24 protein-coding genes, 2 tRNA genes and 1 riboswitch are annotated in these 19,784 nt (G+C 24.9%); of the genes, 24 read left to right on the top strand and 2 right to left on the bottom strand.

Going from position 1 to position 19,784, the window contains the following annotated elements; translation table 11 throughout:
- Nucleotides 1–7 precede the first annotated feature (7 nt).
- From I1959_RS10580 to I1959_RS10570, 3 genes are all read left to right on the top strand, one after another.
- Complete coding sequence (locus tag I1959_RS10580; RefSeq protein WP_195238261.1) at nt 8–235, top strand: alpha/beta-type small acid-soluble spore protein; 228 nt, start codon at nt 8–10, stop codon at nt 233–235.
- Nucleotides 236–392: 157 nt separating this feature from the next.
- Complete coding sequence (locus tag I1959_RS10575; RefSeq protein ID WP_092925186.1) at nt 393–764, top strand: hypothetical protein; 372 nt, start codon at nt 393–395, stop codon at nt 762–764.
- Between the two features lie 371 nt (nt 765–1,135).
- Nucleotides 1,136–1,672 carry a deoxycytidylate deaminase gene (locus I1959_RS10570; protein ID WP_092925188.1) on the top strand — a complete coding sequence of 179 codons (537 nt, stop codon included), beginning with the start codon at nt 1,136–1,138 and terminating at the stop codon, nt 1,670–1,672.
- Nucleotides 1,673–1,842: 170 nt separating this feature from the next.
- Here the strand turns inward: I1959_RS10570 and I1959_RS10565 are convergent, their stop codons facing one another.
- On the bottom strand, nt 1,843–2,391 hold the full coding sequence (locus I1959_RS10565) for a hypothetical protein (protein WP_195928653.1): 549 nt from the start codon (nt 2,389–2,391) through the stop codon (nt 1,843–1,845).
- A gap of 221 nt (nt 2,392–2,612) precedes the next feature.
- Between I1959_RS10565 and I1959_RS10560 the strand changes: the two genes are divergently transcribed.
- The 7 genes from I1959_RS10560 (at nt 2,613) to I1959_RS10530 (ending at nt 6,969) form a co-directional block, all read left to right on the top strand.
- Nucleotides 2,613–2,981, top strand: a complete 369-nt coding sequence (locus I1959_RS10560) for a YtxH domain-containing protein (RefSeq protein WP_240275736.1) — start codon at nt 2,613–2,615, stop codon at nt 2,979–2,981.
- A gap of 20 nt (nt 2,982–3,001) precedes the next feature.
- The gene (locus I1959_RS10555) at nt 3,002–3,337 is read left to right on the top strand and encodes a hypothetical protein (protein WP_092925194.1); all 336 of its coding nucleotides are present in this window, start codon (nt 3,002–3,004) and stop codon (nt 3,335–3,337) included.
- Between the two features lie 181 nt (nt 3,338–3,518).
- A riboswitch (SAM riboswitch) is annotated at nt 3,519–3,617 on the top strand.
- A gap of 120 nt (nt 3,618–3,737) precedes the next feature.
- Nucleotides 3,738–5,057, top strand: a complete 1,320-nt coding sequence (locus I1959_RS10550; protein WP_092925196.1) for a Na+/H+ antiporter NhaC family protein — start codon at nt 3,738–3,740, stop codon at nt 5,055–5,057.
- 57 nt (nt 5,058–5,114) lie between these two features.
- Entirely contained in the window at nt 5,115–5,258 is a 144-nt protein-coding gene (locus I1959_RS10545) for a hypothetical protein (protein ID WP_166505632.1), read from the top strand.
- Between the two features lie 232 nt (nt 5,259–5,490).
- On the top strand, nt 5,491–5,949 hold the full coding sequence (locus I1959_RS10540; protein WP_195238259.1) for a L,D-transpeptidase family protein: 459 nt from the start codon (nt 5,491–5,493) through the stop codon (nt 5,947–5,949).
- 58 nt (nt 5,950–6,007) lie between these two features.
- A complete protein-coding gene (locus tag I1959_RS10535) occupies nt 6,008–6,244 on the top strand; it encodes a YgjV family protein (protein ID WP_166505631.1) in 237 nt (78 codons plus the stop codon).
- Nucleotides 6,245–6,462: 218 nt separating this feature from the next.
- Nucleotides 6,463–6,969: a hypothetical protein gene (locus tag I1959_RS10530; protein ID WP_195238258.1), complete on the top strand. Its 507-nt coding sequence runs from the start codon at nt 6,463–6,465 to the stop codon at nt 6,967–6,969.
- Nucleotides 6,970–7,009: 40 nt separating this feature from the next.
- Here the strand turns inward: I1959_RS10530 and I1959_RS10525 are convergent, their stop codons facing one another.
- A complete protein-coding gene (locus I1959_RS10525) occupies nt 7,010–7,849 on the bottom strand; it encodes a carbon-nitrogen hydrolase family protein (protein WP_195238257.1) in 840 nt (279 codons plus the stop codon).
- Nucleotides 7,850–8,019: 170 nt separating this feature from the next.
- On the opposite strand from I1959_RS10525, the gene I1959_RS10520 reads away from it, so the two are divergent.
- The 14 genes from I1959_RS10520 (at nt 8,020) to I1959_RS10455 (ending at nt 19,699) form a co-directional block, all read left to right on the top strand.
- Nucleotides 8,020–8,640 carry a DUF4397 domain-containing protein gene (locus I1959_RS10520; protein WP_195238256.1) on the top strand — a complete coding sequence of 207 codons (621 nt, stop codon included), beginning with the start codon at nt 8,020–8,022 and terminating at the stop codon, nt 8,638–8,640.
- A gap of 255 nt (nt 8,641–8,895) precedes the next feature.
- Nucleotides 8,896–9,996: a non-hydrolyzing UDP-N-acetylglucosamine 2-epimerase gene (wecB, locus tag I1959_RS10515; protein WP_195238254.1), complete on the top strand. Its 1,101-nt coding sequence runs from the start codon at nt 8,896–8,898 to the stop codon at nt 9,994–9,996.
- Nucleotides 9,997–10,035: 39 nt separating this feature from the next.
- Entirely contained in the window at nt 10,036–10,884 is an 849-nt protein-coding gene (locus I1959_RS10510) for a diguanylate cyclase domain-containing protein (RefSeq protein WP_092925208.1), read from the top strand.
- Entirely contained in the window at nt 10,874–12,490 is a 1,617-nt protein-coding gene (locus tag I1959_RS10505; protein WP_176698668.1) for a DUF2334 domain-containing protein, read from the top strand. Before I1959_RS10510 ends, I1959_RS10505 begins: the two co-directional genes overlap by 11 nt.
- 2 nt (nt 12,491–12,492) lie before the next feature.
- Nucleotides 12,493–13,743 carry a glycosyltransferase gene (locus I1959_RS10500; protein WP_195238251.1) on the top strand — a complete coding sequence of 417 codons (1,251 nt, stop codon included), beginning with the start codon at nt 12,493–12,495 and terminating at the stop codon, nt 13,741–13,743.
- An 11-nt stretch (nt 13,744–13,754) separates the two neighbouring features.
- Nucleotides 13,755–15,812 (top strand): cellulose biosynthesis cyclic di-GMP-binding regulatory protein BcsB, encoded by a 2,058-nt coding sequence (locus I1959_RS10495; protein WP_195238249.1) that lies wholly within the window; start codon nt 13,755–13,757, stop codon nt 15,810–15,812.
- 71 nt (nt 15,813–15,883) lie between these two features.
- Nucleotides 15,884–16,924, top strand: a complete 1,041-nt coding sequence (locus I1959_RS10490) for a glycoside hydrolase family 113 (protein ID WP_092925216.1) — start codon at nt 15,884–15,886, stop codon at nt 16,922–16,924.
- A gap of 49 nt (nt 16,925–16,973) precedes the next feature.
- Nucleotides 16,974–17,588: a methyltransferase gene (locus I1959_RS10485; protein WP_092925218.1), complete on the top strand. Its 615-nt coding sequence runs from the start codon at nt 16,974–16,976 to the stop codon at nt 17,586–17,588.
- Nucleotides 17,589–17,747: 159 nt separating this feature from the next.
- A tRNA-Ser gene (locus I1959_RS10480) sits at nt 17,748–17,836 on the top strand.
- Nucleotides 17,837–17,839: 3 nt separating this feature from the next.
- Nucleotides 17,840–17,915, top strand: a tRNA-Phe gene (locus tag I1959_RS10475).
- 264 nt (nt 17,916–18,179) lie between these two features.
- Nucleotides 18,180–18,383: a hypothetical protein gene (locus I1959_RS10470; protein ID WP_092925220.1), complete on the top strand. Its 204-nt coding sequence runs from the start codon at nt 18,180–18,182 to the stop codon at nt 18,381–18,383.
- Nucleotides 18,384–18,438: 55 nt separating this feature from the next.
- A complete protein-coding gene (gene trxA / locus I1959_RS10465; RefSeq protein ID WP_195238244.1) occupies nt 18,439–18,765 on the top strand; it encodes a thioredoxin in 327 nt (108 codons plus the stop codon).
- Between the two features lie 101 nt (nt 18,766–18,866).
- Nucleotides 18,867–19,103 (top strand): hypothetical protein, encoded by a 237-nt coding sequence (locus I1959_RS10460; RefSeq protein WP_092925224.1) that lies wholly within the window; start codon nt 18,867–18,869, stop codon nt 19,101–19,103.
- Between the two features lie 257 nt (nt 19,104–19,360).
- Complete coding sequence (locus tag I1959_RS10455; RefSeq protein ID WP_092925226.1) at nt 19,361–19,699, top strand: DUF2325 domain-containing protein; 339 nt, start codon at nt 19,361–19,363, stop codon at nt 19,697–19,699.
- Nucleotides 19,700–19,784 lie beyond the last annotated feature (85 nt).

The following is a 19,784-nucleotide window of genomic DNA, read 5'->3' as shown; positions in this document are numbered from 1 at the left end:
TATTAAAATGTCTAAAAAACCAGCAATAAGTAATGCTAAACAAGCTCTAAATCAAATGAAACTAGAAATAGCAAATGAACTAGGAATATCAAATAGTCATATAGATGGATCTAATGATACATCATATAAAAATGGACATATAGGTGGAAACTTAGGTGGTGTGATGAGTAGAAGATTAGTAGAAATGGGTGAAGAACAGCTACTAAGAGAATATAATAAAAAAATAAATAATTAACAGGCATTGAGTTGAAAGTCAGTAAACAACTCAATGCTTTTTTTAGTAATTAAAACCATTTTAGTGTAAAAAGTTGACGAATTAAGTAGATGAAATTATAATGAAAGTACAAAGTATAACCACGATTAATAGGTAGGCTATATAAAGGAGATTAAGGATGAGTTCAGAGTTAGCAAGACTAAAAGAATTGTATGAAATATTTTTAGATATGGAAAAATATTCAGTATTATTACCAACAGAAAAGAGGCTTTCAGATTTCGTAAAGGTTACGTTAGACAAAGAACATGAAGTAGTGTATTTAAAAGAAGAAAAACAAGAAAGAAAGTTAAATTCAGATGGGTTTAAGATAAATTTAATTTGTATATTAGAAAGTGTAGAAGATTTTTTAGATAATTCTAATATTATTGATAGATTTAGTGAAGTTGAAGAAGGAAAACTTAGTGAAGAAGAATATATAAAGTATGCAGGTGGTATTTGCTTGGCTAGAGGTAAATATGATAAGATAATTTCAAAACTTTATGTTATATAAATATATATTATGCCTTTAAGTAGATGCTTAAGGGCTATTATTAAAAAAGACAGAATTTATTTCTGTCTTTTTTTAATAATAAACTGAAAAATAAAGCTATATAAAATTAATGACTAAGGAGCATGATTAAAGGGATAGTAATATTATTACTAAAAAAATATATTATATACATTTATGTTAAATAAGTAGTTAAATATTACAAATTTATAATAACTCTTGAAAAAATAATGACGTGTGAGTTAAGATGATTTTAAGAAAATAAAAAATAAGATTATAGATGCGGGTATAATGATTAGATTTAACTAAGGTTATAGGGATTTTGACATATAAAGATATTTATAAATAATAAATGAACAGAAGGAGCATATCATATGAGAAAATTATTTACAGAGTGGGCGATGGATATAGCCGAAGATAGTAAAGTTAGAAGTACGTGTGTTTCAAGACAAGTAGGAGCTGTAATTATAAAAGGAAAGCAAATTATAGCTACAGGTTATAATGGAAGTCCTGCTGGAACTATTCATTGTTCAGATATTGGCTATTGCGAGAGAAAAAAAAGAGGTATACCTTCAGGACAAGGTTTAGAACTATGTCGAGCTGGGCATGCTGAAGCAAATGCTATAATACAATGTGCTAAACATGGAATAAGCTGTGAAGGAGCTACATTGTATGCTACTACTCAACCTTGTGTATTTTGCTCAATATCTATTATTCAAGCAGGAATAAAAAAAGTAATATTTAAAGGAGAGTATCCTACAGGCTTAGGGCAGCAGCTATTTGAAGAAGCTGGAATAGAATACATTAAATATGAAGATGCATTAAAACAAGAGCAAGAAGAACAAGAAGCTAAACGTGAGAAAGAGAAGAAACGTGTTCAAGAATTCTTAAGTAAGCCAAGGAGCTATTAAAAGGCTAGGCTAAACAATTTAGCTTTTATAGAAAAATATATAATAATTCATTGTTTATTTATATTCAACAATGATTACTGTAAAAAGATATATTAAATATAAACAAAGCTACTTAACATATGTTAAGTAGCTTTGTTTATATTTAATAGTGTTGAGTTTAATATAATATTTTACCTTAAATACTTTCTATAGTAATATACAATCATAAAAAAAGCACCACATGAAGCATCTATTAAATCTATCATGGTATCTTTTAAACCGCCAGATTGCGTATTCATCTTAAATAAGACATCTAGTAAATATTCACATATTTCACAAATTGCTGATATGCCCATTGCAAAGAAGAAAAGAATCATACATATTAAAAGTTTATTATTTTTACTACTAATATTTTTTAGTATATTAAATCCAATTTTAACAGATATAAATCCAGACCAAAAATGAAGAAAATCATCATAAAATGGGATTATATCGTAAAGTCCATAACATGAACCTAGTAAAAAAGAAGATAATATAAAAATGTTTCCAATTATGTACAATGGGTAGTCAAGTATAGCTAAGTTTTTTAAATAAGCTTTAGTAAGCACAAAAGTAATTATAAGCGAAATTAAGCTAATTACGCTTTTTCCAAATTCTTTGTTAAATAGAAAAAATATTATAGATAAAATATAAATAATGTAAAGTAATATACTAAATTTCTTAATATCTTTATGTTTCATAGCAATTCCTACCTTCCATAATTATTATATTATTATGTGCATACGTATAAATAAAATGTAAGTTTAATTTATATAATTTAATTTAGCTGAAATATAAAAAAATAAATAGAAAAATAAATTATTTTGTTTTAAAACTTACTAATTTGGGTATATATGTATTAGAAATATTAGAAAAATAGTAAAAAATGGTATAATACAAATTAACAATAGGAGTGATGAGCATGAGTTTAGCAAAAAAAATAGAACAAAAGAAAAAAGCTAAAAAAGCAAAAGAAAGAAATAAAAAGATAAAAATAGCTACACTAGGTGTTGCAACAGGTGCTATAACAGGAATACTAGGTGGGGTTTTATTAGCTCCTAAGTCAGGAAAAGAAACTAGAGAAGATATAAAAAATACAGCTAAAGATATAAACACAAATGTAAGTGAAAAGGCTGCCAAAACAAAAGAAAAATTAACTACAAATGTAAATGAATCTAAGAGAAGAATAAAAGAGTATTTAGATAGTAAAAAGAAAGAAAATGAAGACGTAGTAGATACTAATGTTGTAGAATTATTACAAGCTCCACAAGAAGCTAAGGATAAAGAATAATTGCTATGGAGAATAACATTATGTACATAGATTTAAATGTAATATATATAATACTAGCATTATTAGGTATAGGTGCATTAATATTTTTAATAATAACTTTAAAAAATATTAATGAATTTATTAAAAATATCAATACAGTGGTATCAACAAATTCTGATGACATACATACAGTAGTAGGTAAATTACCTAATTTAGTTGATAATATCAGCGATATTAGTGAAAATGTAAAAGACGTTGCGGAAGTTGCAACAGATGTAACAGCAGATATAGTAGTGGCTAAAGAAAATGTAAAATCTAATGTTGAGATATTTACTGAAATATTAAATATATTAAAATCTGTATTTATTAATAAATAGTCATAAAAGTCATAATTAAATCATAATTTAATTATGACTTTTTTTATTTGCTAATATATCATAATAAATTAAGATGTATAAAAAATTAATATATATAATTTATAAGTAGATTTATTAGAATAATTAAAAAATAATATTGACAAAATTGTGAAAATTAACTATTATATAAATAATTAAATAATTCTTATCAAGAGTGGCGGAGGGACTGGCCCGACGAAGCCCAGCAACCAGTATTATTATACGGGTGCTAAATCCTGCAGCATAAGCTGAAAGATGAGAGTATAATTTTTGCTGTCAAAGCCTGAGTTATCTCAGGTTTTTTTTATTAAAAAATATCAGGTATATTTAAATAAATTAAAATTATACTCTTTAGAAGTTTTAATATAAAGGGAGGTATATTATGAAAGAAGAAGCAAAAAAAGGTAGTATATTAGGATTATTACCACTGGGTGTATTTTTAATAGTATTTTTAGGTAGCGGGGTAATAACTGGGGATTTTTATAAAATGCCAGCAATAGTAGCATTTATAATCGCAACTATAGTAGGATTTTCTCTTAATAGAAAAGTTAGTTTAGGAGAAAAGATAGAAGTATTTTGTAAAGGTGCAGGTAATATAGATATAATATCTATGATTATGATATTTATACTTGCAGGTTCTTTTTCAAGTGTAGCTAAGGCAATGGGAGGTGTTGACTCAACTGTTAATTTAAGTTTATCAATTCTTCCTCCTAATCTTTTAGTATCAGGGTTATTTGTAATAGGATGTTTTATATCTATATCTATGGGAACATCAATGGGAACAATAGCAGCACTTGGGCCAATAGGCATAGGAATTGCAGCTAAAACAGGAATACCAGCACCATTAGTAATAGGAGCTGTTGTAGGTGGAGCTATGTTTGGAGATAATTTATCTATGATATCAGACACTACAATAGCAGCAACCAAAACTCAAGGATGTGAATTAAAAGATAAATTTAGAGTAAATTTCTTAATAGTTTTACCAGCAGCTATTATAACTGCTATATTATTAGCTACTATAACATCAGGGTATAGTTTAGGTGGTAGCACAAGCTATAGATATGATTTTATAAAAGTTTTACCATATTTAGGAGTGTTATTAGGAGCTTTATGTGGAGTAAATGTATTTGTTTTACTTAGTTTTGGAGTAGTATTTGCAGGTGCAATAGGACTATTTACAAATTCATTTGGGTTATTTGGATTTATAGAAGCTATATCAGGTGGTATATCAGGAATGTATGAATTATGTCTACTTGTTATAATAATCGGAGGACTTGTAGAACTTATAAAATTAAATGGTGGAATAGACTTTATACTTAATTTTATAAGTAGTAAAATAAAAACTAAAAAAGGTGCAGAGTTTGGTATAGCAGCATTAGTAAGTATAGTAGATTTATGTACAGCAAACAACACTATAGCAATAGTAACAGCAGGGCCACTTGCAAAAGATATAGCTACAAAATTTGATATAGATAATAGAAAAACTGCAAGTATATTAGATATATTCTCATCTTGTTGGCAAGGCATAGTTCCATATGGTGCACAAGTATTAACAGCTGCAGGGATGGTAGGAATATCTCCTGTTGAATTAATTAAATATCTACATTATCCTTGGTTAATGTTAGCTTGTGGAATAATAGCTATAACATTTGGTATTCCAAACTTAAATAAAGTTAATAAAAGGAAAAAAGAAGTAGCTTAATGTAACTATAAAATTTTAGTTTCATATAATATAATAAAAGCAATACTGGAGGAGATTATGGCATTAGGTGACTATGATTTCTTAGTAGGAGTAGTATCGACTTTTATAATAACATCATCCTATGAAATATCAATATATACTATAAATCAAGCTCGATGTATAGTTAAATCATATAAGTATATGAAACATAATAATACTTAAAAAGTGAAGTTTTAAAACTTCACTTTTTTTACGCTTAAGGAAATTATGATATTTCAAAAATTAGTAGATAATTATTACAGTTAAGTAATACCAATCAGTTTAGCGAGTGTAAAAAATAAACTTAATATTTTTACATTCGTACAATAATAGTTAAATTAACTGAAATATCACATAAAGTTTATAATTAGCATAATTATAATAAATATTATTATGAGAAGGTGAAATATTATTTATGAATAGATACTATAGACAGATAGATTACAGCAAATTTGATAAAAATATGGAAGAGTTTGTAAATGAGAATCATATAAAAAGTGATACAGGCTATATTATAATTACATCTACTAAAGATAAACTTACCTATATATTAAAAAAAGTAGATGATAGATTTAAGGTACTGCACGTTTGGAGTAGCACTGTAGGAAAAAGCTCAACTCCTACAATAAAGGGTATATTTAAGTCAGGTATAAAGTATCCTGCTATAGGGGGAGAAAAAAGTTCAGCAAAATATGCAATGAATATAGTAGATGATTACTATTACCACTCAATACTATATGATCCTAAGGGACTTTATGTAATAGATGATAGACTTGGAGTAGCTATAAGTATGGGATGTATAAGATTAGCTACAGAAAATGCTAGATGGATGTATGATAATATACCTATTAATACTACTATAATAATAAAATAGTTATATAAAAATATAAATATCAAATAATAGTTATAAGAAATAAAAAGGAGATAATTTTATGATTAGCTTTGACCCTATTGAATGGATTGGATATTCAGCATCCTTATTTATAGTTATATCATTAACGATGACATCTATAGTAAAGCTTAGAATTATAAATTCTATAGGATGTTTTTTATTTGTAGTTTACGGATTATATGTAAAAGCATATCCTGTTGCCATATCTAATGCGCTTATAATTATTATAAATATATATAATTTATATAATATTTATAAATATAAAGAAAAAAATTAAATTACAAAATATTATTTAATAGCGTAGATATTTTATCTATGCTATTTTTTGTTAAAAGTAAATATTTTCTATATTAATAGATTAGATAAACTAAAATATTAAAAAGGTATAATATTTTAAATAACAATAGTGAGATAAAATATGTTTATTAACTAAGTAAATTGATATATTATATATAATAATAAAAATTATAATTAAAATAGAAAAGAGGACTAAATGTGAATAAAACAATAAGAGAGATTGATAAGGATATAAATAGATGTAAAAACTTAATTGAAGAAAATAACTATTTAGAAATAGTTATAGGATTAGAAGAACTAATAGATAAATATAATTCATGTATAGAAAATATAAAAAAATATGATGGTAGAGTATGGAATTACTCAAAATCTGATTTAGAAAAATTAATGAAAGAATTATTAGGATACAAAAAAGAATTAAGTATAAGAGAATATAAAAAGGAATTAACTAAATTAGTAGATTCTTCAATAGATTATATTAAAAATCATGATACACTAAATAAAAGTAAAAAAATAAATCTTATAGAAGTAATAAGAGATCTTCATAATATAAGCAATGAAGATCTAGGTAAAGAAAAGCTTTGGGAAGAGTTAAGAATATATATAAGGTTAGCAAGTGATGAAGATATAGAAGTAGGGAGTAAGTTGATATCTATTATTAACTATGTATTAGATTTTGACAAAGCTAAAAACTTAGTTCAATAATTACAAATAAATTAAACTAAGATAATATATTAAAATAAATTTATACTTTAGAATTATCTGTATATGATACATTATACAAATCATTTCTACGATGCTTTAATAAAGGTAGTTGATTTCTTATTTTTTCAACATATGAAAAGTCGATATCTGCTATAAAGTAGCCCTCTTTTTCATCTAATCTATTTAATACTTCCCCAAATGGAGAAACTAAAATAGAGTTTCCATAAGATATATAAGAAGAATTATTGTTTCGGGAAGAAGAACATCCTATTGTATAAACTTGATTATCAACAGCTCTAGATTTAAATAGTAGCTCCCAATGAATAGGTCCTGTAGTCATGTTGAATGATGCAGGAACTATTATAGCCTTAGCGCCTTTATCAACCATTATTTTGCATATCTCAAAAAATCTAAAATCATAGCAAATACAAAGACCAATTTTTCCAAATTCAGTATCAAATACTGTAACATCATTTCCAGATGATAATGTATCAGATTCTAAAAATTTTTGGCCATCTATAGAAATATCAAATAGATGTATTTTTCTATGTTTTGCTATCTTATTTCCACATCGATCAAAAACATAAGAAGTATTATATATTTTACTATTATCTTTTTCAGGAATGGATCCAGCTACCAAATATATATTATATTTTTTAGCTATATCAGATAAAATATTATAAAGATTTCCTCCTTCTACCTCACAATAAACAGGAAAATTCTTATTATCATAAGGGCAGCAAAACATTTCTGGAAGTATAACTAAATCTATTTTAGATTTATTAATGGCTAAATTTATATATCTCTCTATAGTGGATATATTCTTTAATTTATTAGAATTAACATCTATTTGTATAACTAAAGTTTTTATAAAAATCACCTCAATTTAATTAAATCTAGTATAAGATATTTATATTTTAATAGTAGTTTATCTATACAAACATTGCATTAAAAAAATGAAAATATATGAAATCAACTTATAAAGTAACAAATAAAATAATGGACACATATTATATAAAGAATGAACATTGTCATCAAGGGGGATTTAAAATGGATTGTTTACAAATAAAAGAAGGAAAATCTTTAGTTAGAGTATTTCAGGCCGCTCCACAAATCGGTAAAGTAGACATTTATATTGATGGGGCACTTGTATTTAGCGGATTAGATTTTATGGAATTTACAGAGTATTTAGAGTTAGAAGAAGGAGAACATACAGTAGGTATATACTTATCTGGAACTACTGAAAATCCAGTTATAAATCAAATGCTTGAAGTAGATGAAGGGCAAATGTATACCGTAGCAGTGACAGGGAATATAGGGGATTTATCTTTATTAGTTATAAAAGACTATTCAGAAAAACAACCATCAAGCGAATATTCTACATTTAGAGTTATACATTTATCACCAAATGCACCAGCAGTAGATATACTAGTAAATGGAGAGACATTCTTTGAAGATATCGGATTTAGAGAGGGAACTAGTTATGTAGATGTAAACCCAGGAACGTATAATGTAAAATTAGTAGTAAGTGAAAGTAAAGATGTAGTTTTTCCGTTAAGGGTTAAATTAAATCCAGATAGAATATATACTATATATGCAATTGGTCAATTAGGTAGTTTAGGTGTTATACAATCAGTTGATGGGAATACTTATTTATGTAAAGAAGCTTAATTTATATTAAACACTAAAATATAAGAGAAGCATACCTTTGAACATATTAACAGTTTAATGGTATGCTTAATTTATAATTGATAGAATAAATTTAGTAATAAAAAATATAATAAATAATATCAAAATAAAAATATAATCTACAAAAAAATAATAAATAACAATAAATTTTGACATCATATTGTAGTTAATGTAATATATTGAGAGATAATAATATAGATAAAAATTATTATGGAATAATATACAGGGGTGAAGTAAATGAAAATAATGACAGTATTTGGGACTAGGCCTGAAGCCATAAAAATGGCACCTTTAGTTAAAGAGTTGGAGTCTAGAGATAATATAGAGTCTATAGTTTGTGTAACAGCACAACATAGAGAAATGTTAGATCAAGTACTAGACGTATTTAACATAAAGGTTAATTATGATTTAAATATTATGAAGTCAAATCAATCTTTGTCTCAAATAAGCACGAATATAATGAATGGGTTAGATAAAGTTATAAAAGAAGTAAAGCCAGATATAATACTTGTACATGGAGATACAACTACAACGTTTATATCATCCTTAGTTGCTTTTTATAATCAAGTTAAAGTAGGTCATGTAGAGGCAGGTTTAAGAACCTATAATAAATATTCTCCTTTTCCAGAAGAGTTAAATAGACAGTTAACATCTGTTATAGCTGATATACACTTTGCACCAACAGAAAAATCAAAGGATAATTTGATAAAAGAAGGAAAAAATCCTGAAAAAATATATATAACTGGAAATACTGCAATAGATGCATTAAAAACCACTATAGATAAGGAATACAAAAGTGAAATAACTGACAAAATAGGAAAAAACAGAATGATACTTTTAACATGCCACAGAAGAGAAAATCTAGGTAGCAATATGAAGAATATATTTAAAGCAGTAAATAAAATATCTATGGAATTTGATGATGTAGAAATAGTGTATCCAATACATTTTAATCCTCAAATAAGAGATTTAGTTAAAGAAGAATTCAAAGGTAATAAAAAGGTACATGTAATAGAACCTTTAAGTGTAGTTGAATTTCATAATTTATTAAATAAGTCATATCTAATACTAACAGATAGTGGAGGCATACAAGAAGAAGCTCCATTTCTTGGGAAGCCAGTTCTTGTATTGAGAGAAACTACCGAAAGACCAGAAGGGATTAAGGCTAAAACTTTAAAATTAGTAGGTACAAATGAAGATAACATATATAAATACACAAAGGAATTACTAACTAACAAAAAATTATATAATGAGATGTCAAAGGCTTCAAATCCTTATGGAGATGGGCTTGCAAGCAAATACATTGTCGATATTATTGAAAAAATATATCAAAATTAAATTTAATCAGAAGAATGAATAAAAGAAAGTAGTGAAAATATGAATAGAATTTCCAAAAAGATAGATGGATATTTTTTAGGACTAATATTAGAGTTATTTATAATCACCATGTTATTTGTATTTGATATTAAATTTCAAACACAAAATTTAAGTTTTATAATGTTTTGTATAACATTTTTTACTATAATTATGACTTACACAGGGGGAATAATTATAGGGCTTATAGCAACATCAGTTTCTATATTTATATATGCAGCATATATATTTTATATAAATCTAACGAAAAATGTAGAAATAACATATATGTCTTATATATGGATGATATTTATGCCAATAATATCTTATACAACAGGAAAGTTTACAAATAGTATAAATAATCTTCAACAATCAAATCTTAAGCTAGAAAATGAATATAAAAATTTGGTTACTATACATGAGGATACAGGATTATTTAATATAAAAGCATTTTATATGAATCTAGAAAGAGAGATGAGTAAGGCTAAAAGGCATGAAACTCAATTATCTTTAATGCTTATAAACTTACCATACTATAAAGAAATAAAGAACATACTTGGGGAAGTTAAAACTAACAAACTAATGAAAGATATAAGCAATATAGTTGTAAAGTCTACAAGAATAGAAGATGAAAGATACACAATAGAAAATGATACTATAGCTATAATAATGCCAAATACAGATGAATTTGGTGCTAATATAGTAAAAGAAAGAATAAAAACAGGTATAGATGAACTTAGTCTAAGCTTGAAAAATAATAAAAATTACATAAATATAGACACAAAAATAGCAGCAGTAGAGTATAAAAAAAATATAAAGTCTCCTATTGAATATAAAACATATGTACAAGAGGAATTACAATATGATGTTTAAAAAAAAATTTATAATAGAAATAACTATTATAATTAGTATAATTTTAGCAAGTTCAAGTGGAATTTATAGTGAAAATAATAGCAATAAAAAATCTCTTATAGTTTATGAAACTAAAACTAAATTTAAGTCTAATGTTAATACAGTAAATCACCTTAATGAGCTACTATACGTATTTAATAATAAAGTGGACAATATTAATATAAATGATTATAAAAAAGGATGTTTAAACAATTATGACTATGTCTTTGTTATAAATATAAACAATAATATAGAGAATAAAATATTTTTAGAAGATATTAATAATTACAATAAACGTATATACTGGATAGGGGATAAAATTGCAAATTTACTAGAGTATAATAATAAATATTCAATAAAGTACATATATAAAAATAATAATATAACAAGATTAAACTATAAAGGAGACGATATAGTATTAGAAAATGAAAGTGATTACAACATAATACAACCAAGTAGTAAAAGTAATATTATTGCTACTATGAGTGATGGATATAACACATACCCATATATATTGCAAGATAAAAATTTGTATTATATATCTGATTGGAACATGTATGAATCTTATATATTTGAAGATACGTTAAATGATTTCTTTGAACGAACTTCTTTTGAAGAAAGTAAAATATTTGTAAAAATAGAAGATGTAAATCCTCTTAGTGACACAAAAAAATTAGAGGATTTAGCTAATTATTTATATGAAGAAAATATACCATTCATAATATCTTTAACACCTACTTATCGAGATAAGAGTATTAAAGAATTAATCACTCTAGATGAAAATTTTATAAATACTATAAAATATATGCAAGATAAAGGTGGTAGTGTTATATTAAATGGATACTATCATAATAGAAAAGAAAAATCAGATGAAGATGAGTATGAATTTTTTAATAAAGAGATATTAAATAGTAAAAGTGAAGATATAAATATATATATTAAAAATAGGTTATTAAGTGGACTAAGATTATGTATAGAAAATGATATATACCCATTGGGATTTGAAGCACAAAAATATGCTATGATTCAAGATGGGTATAAAGAAATCAAAAAATACATATCTACATATATGGGGAGATACCAAAATAATAGTGAAATTTTTAATATGAGTACATTTCCATATATAATAAAAGATAGTAAAAATTTTAATACACTAATACCGGAAAATTTAGGATATATAGCTAAAGATGACAAATTAGCGGTAGATAAAATAAAATATAATTATTATAAACTATCTATGGTAAGAGGTCATACTGGAGGATTTTTTTTCCATACTGATGTAGACACAAACTATTTAAAAGAGTGTATAGAATATCTTAAATCTAAAAATGTAAGCTTTTTAGATTTAAAAAAAGAAAACAACTATATAAATATAGATGATATAAAAATAGAATCAAATAACAAGAATATAATAACAAGTTATGATAAGTATAAATCTATAAGAAAACACAATGATTTAGTGTTTAATAAGTCTATAAATAAGTTAAATGATATAGTTGTAAAGTTTGTTGTTGTAGTATTGCTAATATTTATATTAATCTTTATAGTATTTAAGATTATAAATAGACGAAAGTTTACAAGGAGATAATTATGATAGGTTTAGTAGATTATATATTTTTAATTTCCTTATCATCTATATGGGCTATACTCTTAACAAATATAATACTAGCTATAAGTGGATATATATATTATTTAAAGAGTCTTAAATTTAAAGATGAAAAATTAAAAGAGTTCCCTTTTGTATCAATACTAATACCAGCACATAATGAAGGCAAGGTAATTGGTAAAACTGTAGAATCTTTATTACTACTAGATTATCCTATAGATAAAATGGAACTTATCGTTATAAATGATAATTCTAGTGATAATTCCAAGGAAATATTAGAAAATATAAAAAATAGATATAGAAATTATAATTTTACCATCATAAATACGGATAATATAACAGGTGGTAAAGGAAAATCAAATGCACTAAATATAGGATATCAAATATCTAAGGGAGAATATATTGCAATATATGATGCTGACAATACACCAGAAAAAACTGCACTAAGATATTTGATACAGACCATAGTTAAAGATGAAAAACTAGGGGCTGTTATAGGAAAATTTAGAACTAGAAACAAGCATAAAAACATATTAACTAAGTTTATAAATATAGAAACTCTAAGTTTTCAATGGATAGCTCAAGCAGGTAGAAAACAATTATTAGGTCTTTGTACTATACCAGGCACTAATTTTGTACTTAGAAGAAGTACTATAGAAAAATTAGGAGGATGGGACACAAAGGCAATAGCAGAGGATACAGAAATAAGTTTTAGGATTTATAAAATGGGACAAAGAATAACATATGTCCCTCAATCAGTAACCTGGGAGCAAGAACCAGAAACTGTAAATGTATGGATAAAGCAACGAACAAGATGGGTAAAGGGAAATATATATGTATTAGTTAAGTATATTACTAATTTATTTAAGGGCAAACAAAATAGAGTGCTGTTTGATATACTATACTTCTTTTCAGTATATTTTCTATTTTTAACATCTGTTGTATTATCAGATATAATATTTATTTTAGGAATATTTAAAATAGTAACTATAAATATCCCATTTGATTTTTTTACTATATGGATACTATCATATATACTATTTGTAATACAGGTATCTATAACACTTAGTATGGAAAAGGGAGAGAGTAATTTAAGCAATATATTTTTAGTTGGGCTTATGTATTTTACATATTCTCAAATGTGGCTATTTGTTGCTATAAAAGGAATGGTTGGGTATTTTTCTGACGCTATACACAAAAGAGAAGTTAAGTGGTATAAAACCGAACGATTTTAGGAGAAAATAAAATGAGATTAATAGCAATAATGATATCATTAATTATTAGTTTTACAAGCTGTGATATAGTTTTTGCACAGCAAAATGTAAAAAATTACAAATTTAAAAATGACATAACTATGAATGGGGTTATAAGTAGTACTAATAAATATTTTGAAGTTCCTAAAAATGCTTTAGTTGAAAAAACTAAGATTAACTTAGTATTTACAAAAAGTGAACTATTAGATGTGAATTATTCTACAATAACAATAATTGTAAATGATGTGCCAATCCATTCAGAACGATTAGATGGAAATAAGGAATATAAAAAAGAAATAAATATAGATATACCAAAAGATTTAATAAAGGCAGGTTATAATAAAGTAGAGATAAAAGCTTATAAAACTATTTCTGATAAGGTTTGTAGAGATGACTCAAATACAGCTAACTGGTTAGTAGTACATAAGGAATCAAATATAAGTGTATCCTATAATTATAAGCCAACATCTAATTTGATAAGCGAGTACAAAGATACTTATATAAATGAAAATGGAAGAAATGAATTAGAAACTAGTATATTAATACCAGATAATTATTCAAGTGAAGAATTAACTTCGGCTATGATACTTAGTAGTGGTTTTGGAGAAAAAATAATAAATGATAATGTTAATTTTGATATAAATCTATACTCTCAATTTAAAAACAAGGATAAAAATGTTATATATATAGGCAATAAAAGTAATACTTCAAGTGAAATACTTAATTTATTAACTGCAAAAGAAAAAGAAGATTTGGATAAAAATTGTATTATAAAAAATACAAATTCAATATTTGATAAAAATAAAAAAATGCTTATCATAATATCCAATAATGAAGAACTACTTAAAAAAGCTAGCAAACTTATAAATAGTAAAGATTTAATAAATGAATTAAACAAAGATAGCATAATTATAAATGAAGGTACGGATGTAGATGACATATATAATTATAAAAATAAAAATAGATTGAATTTTAAAGATTTAGGTTATGATAATATTACATTGAAAGGACCATTTACACAAGAATCAATAATAGATATAAGTATACCTAAAAGCAAAGAAGTTAAAGAAGGTAGTAAAATAAATTTAAATATTAGATATGGTGAGAATTTAGATTTTGAAAGATCTTTAGTAACTATATATGTAAATAATATACCTATAGGAAGCAAGAAACTAACAAAGGAAAATGCCAATAATGATACCGTAGAGCTTAACCTTCCAAAAGAAACTTTAAATCAAAATTATTATCAAATCAAAATTGTATTTAATTTAGAACTATTAGATTTAGCTTGTGTAACTAGAGATACTGATAATCCATTTGCATATATATCAAATGAATCATATATAGAATTTGATTACAATGATACCAATAATTTAACTATGAAAAATTATCCGTATCCATTTGTTAAGGATGATAAAGTTAATGATACAGTAGTTGTAGTACCCGATAAATTAGACTCAACAGCATTAACGCAAATAGGTAGTATAATATCCTATATAGGTCATAGTATTAAATATAACAATGGAGATATAAGATTTATAAAATCAAGTGATTTAAAATCAGATGATAAAAAAAGTAATTTAATAATAATAGGAACTCCAACTAATAATTTAACTATAAAAGATGTTAATAAATATCTAAATTTAAAATTTAATAAAGATTATTTAGGATTTGAAAGCAACGAAAAGATAAAATTCATAGGAGATTATTCAAAACAACTATCATCTATACAACTTACAAAATCGCCATATAATAAAGATAAGGGTATGATGGTTATTGCATCAACAGAAATGAAGGATTTAGCATTAAGTACTAGATATTTAAATGATTTAGATCTCACAAAGTCATTAAAAGGCGATACTATAGTAATTGATAGAGAAGGAAATATAAAAGATTTAAATTATAAGTTAGATGATGTAGATGAAAATAAAGAGACTAAAGAAGTAAATAAACTAGATAATAAAAGTAAACAGTTTATAATAGTTGCATCAGTATTACTTTTAATGGTTATATCAGCAACAGTTTTATTAGCTTTAAAATATAAAAAATAATATATAAATATAAAATACTAAGCTTTATAACTAATGCTTAGTATTTTATATTTAAAAAAGATAGGAGAGCTATGAGAAAAAAAATATTAATAATAATTACTTCATTAGTAATACTAAGCGTTATTTTTGCTATTAAAAGTACTAACAAAAATAATACTATAACAGAAAAGATAAAATCTGTTAACTTATCAACTGATTATGAAATAGAACAAGCTTTAAAGGATATAGATGATTTGAAAGTGAATACTGTTAATGTACCTATAGTTATAGAAATACCAGATTTAGACTCAAATAATATGAAAATAAATTCTTATAGTAAAGAAAAAGCCATAAGATTAATAAAAATACTGAAATCAAAAGGTATAAATATTATATTAGAAGCATATCCGTGGATAGCTAATGGAAGTAAATATGAAACTGATTATAACCCCGTAAATAAGGAAAAATTCTTTGAAGATTGGAAAAATATATTAAATATTTTAATTAAGGATATAGCAAATAAGTACGATGTAGATATAATGATTATAGCATCAAATTTCTCAAAGTTAGAGATGTATGAAGATAACTGGTGTGATATAGTTAATTTTGTTAAAGGGCGATTTAAGGGAGAAGTAACATATAAGACTACATGGTGGTATACAGCTAGTTGGGATAGAAAGAGTAATGAGGATTATTACAAAAAATTAAATAATAAAATATTTTCTAAAGTAGATTTTATATCTATAGCAGCTTATTTTGAACTTAGTGATAAAAAAGAAAATACAGTAAAAGAATTAGTAAATGCTTTAAACTCTACTACTATATATAATAGAAATCAAAATGTGGTCGAAGAAATATATAGATTCTATGAAAAATATAATAAGCCTATCTACTTTGCTGAATTAGGATTTCCTAAAAAAGATAATGCAGCAACACATCCATGGAATAGTGAAGTGTCCAATGTAGAAAATGGAAAAGAACAAGCTAGATGTTTTAACGCTTATAAAATTGTATTTGAAGATAAAGACTACATAAAAGGATTTTCTATATTTGCAGTAGGAAAAAAGGGAAAAGATAAAAATTTTTATCCATCAAAGGAAAGTATAGAAATTATATCTAAATGGTATTACTAATCTGAATAGAGTTTCAATAAAAAATATATTTAGATAGGAAATGAAATAAATGACAGAAAAAGAATATGAAAAATTATTAAATATAGATACTTTAGGAGAAGAATTATGGAGTGAAAAAGTAAGGCATTATCATCCATATCAAGCTACATCATATGAATGTTTAGACGAATTATTTAAAATATACAGCTTAAATGAAGATGATTTTATAGTTGATTTTGGATGTGGGAAAGGTAGGCTAAACTTTTATATAAATTATAGATTTAATTCTAATGTAGTTGGAATAGAAATGGAGGAAAAGTATTATAAAGAATGTATTAAAAATAAAGAAGCGTATGTAAGTGAACATAAGAAAGGTAAAGAAAAAATAGAATTTAAATGTTGCTATGCACAAGATTATGAAATAAAAAGTAAAGATAATAGATTTTATTTTTTTAATCCATTTTCAGTACAGATATTTAGGAAGATAGTAGAAAATATATTAGATTCAGTATATAAAAGTGAAAGGTATATTGAGTTAATATTGTATTATCCTAGTGATGATTATATATATTATATAGAAAATGAGACACCATTTATGCTAAAAGAAGAAATACAGTTAGAAAAGTTATATAAGAAAGATGTTAATGAAAGATTCTTAGTTTATAATATACCATATTATGCATAATATAATGAGATTAAAAGATACTATATAAAATAGAAATAAGTATTTGAAATGCTCATTTCTATTTTATATAGTTTTTGAAATAAAAGGAAAAAATATAAAAATTATTGAAAAATGTAAAAATTTATGATATATTAATAAATATAAGAGATAAAAATCATTGGAGAGGTGTCCGAGTGGTTTAAGGAGCTGGTCTTGAAAACCAGTGATGCTTAACGGCACCGTGGGTTCGAATCCCACCCTCTCCGCCAAATGCCCAGATAGCTCAGTCGGTAGAGCAGGGGACTGAAAATCCCCGTGTCGGTGGTTCGATTCCGCCTCTGGGCACCAGTAAGGCATCTAGAATATAGATGCTTTTTTTATAAATTTTAAATTAATTATAAATCTACTGATAGATACTTAAATTAAAAATAATGACTATGTACTTTAGATATTATATATGAAATTTTTATTGGAAATTAAAACGCATAAATCCATTAATTTGGATTTATGCGTTTTTTAATACATTTATTACTAAGCCACAATTGGTTTAAAGTATGCATTAAAAAAAACATAGGTGGAAATCTAATAAAAAGAAAAGAAAGGGATGTTTATATGAGAAAAGTAAATAACAGTAAAAGAATATTAGATGAAAATCCACAGTTAACTGATTTAGTTAATCATGCACAAACATATACAGATATAAGAAATGCTATAGAAAATGAAAATGAATCAGTTAGTAAGAAAATACATTATAAACAAAAGCCTAAAGCTTTGACATATGATGAAATGCAACCATATAATACAAAATATAAATAAAATTAAAATAAAAATAGAAAGGAGATATACTTAATAAAGTTAAGTATAAATTAGTATGGAAGAATTCGTAAAAATAATAAATGACGAAGAGTTTAACTCTAAAATAGAAAATGGATCAGGGATAGCTGTAGTAGATTTTTTTGCTACTTGGTGTGGCCCATGTAAGATGTTGGCACCAGTTTTTGAGGAAGCTGCAAAGGATGTAGGAAATAAAGCTAGCTTTAGTAAAGTAGATATAGACCAATGTTTAGAATTAGCTAGAAAATATGGTGTAAGTACTGTACCTACAGTTATGATATTTAAAGATGGAAAGCCAGTTGATAAGATGGTAGGTTTTATGCCAAAACAACAAATAATAGAAAAGATAAATTCTAATTTTTAATATTTAAATATATAAAGTAGAAGAAGTGAATAATATAGGGTTGTAACAATGTGCCAATATAAGTCATAAAATATATTAAGGGAATTCCCTTAATATATTTTATGGAGTTGAGAAGATTGGCAAATAAATTAGACAAGACTGTAAAGAAAGTAACAAAGCCAGTTGGAGATATAGGTAAAGAAGTTATAAATGGCGTAGGAAATGTTGCTAAAGAAGCTGTTGGCGGAACTTTAAATGTAGGAAAAGAAGCTATTAAAACAGGATATAATGTAGGAAAAGAAACATTAAATACTGGAAAGAATGTAGGTAAAGCATTAAAGGATAGTATAAAAAAATAGGTAGTATTTTATAATAATAAAATTTATAAATTACTAAATTAAAGTTTTAAAAATAAGTATGAATAAGAAAAGCTATAAAATATAGACTTAAATATATATTTTATAGCTTTTCTTATTATATTTAATTAAATAGTTATTATATAGTTTATGTAAAAATAAATATACAAATGATAAATGAAAATAAATATCAATAAGTATTGACTATCAATAATCAAAGTACTATTATTTAAGTATAGAAGTATGAGAGGTGAAATATTGTGAACTTAGTAATAGTTGGAGGTAATGAAAAGTTAAAAAAAGATTACATAAATTTAGCAAAAGAAAAAGGTCATAAAACTAAAGTTTACTTGAACATGTCAAGTAAGTTAAATAAATCAATCGGAAGTCCAGATGCTCTTGTAATATTCACATCAGTAGTATCTCATAAAATGATAGATGTAGTACAAAAGCATGCAAAAAAGAAAAATATACCGATAATTAGACATAAAAACAGTAGCAAATGTGCATTTTTAGAATGTTTAGAGATGGTGGATGAGTGTTTAGGAAACTGTAATGAATGTAAGTGTAATAAGCTACTAAAACAAAATAAAAGTTAGATAATTTTAATTATATATTATCAGTTAATAACTTTAAGTAATGAATAATATTAATTAAATGATAATAAATATTAAAATCAACAAA

Source organism: Romboutsia sp. 1001285H_161024_C4 (genome assembly GCF_015550185.1).
Classification (GTDB): domain Bacteria; phylum Bacillota; class Clostridia; order Peptostreptococcales; family Peptostreptococcaceae; genus Romboutsia_C; species Romboutsia_C hominis.
The sequence above is the reverse complement of the archived record's forward strand: the minus strand, read 5'-3'. Positions and strand labels throughout refer to the sequence as shown.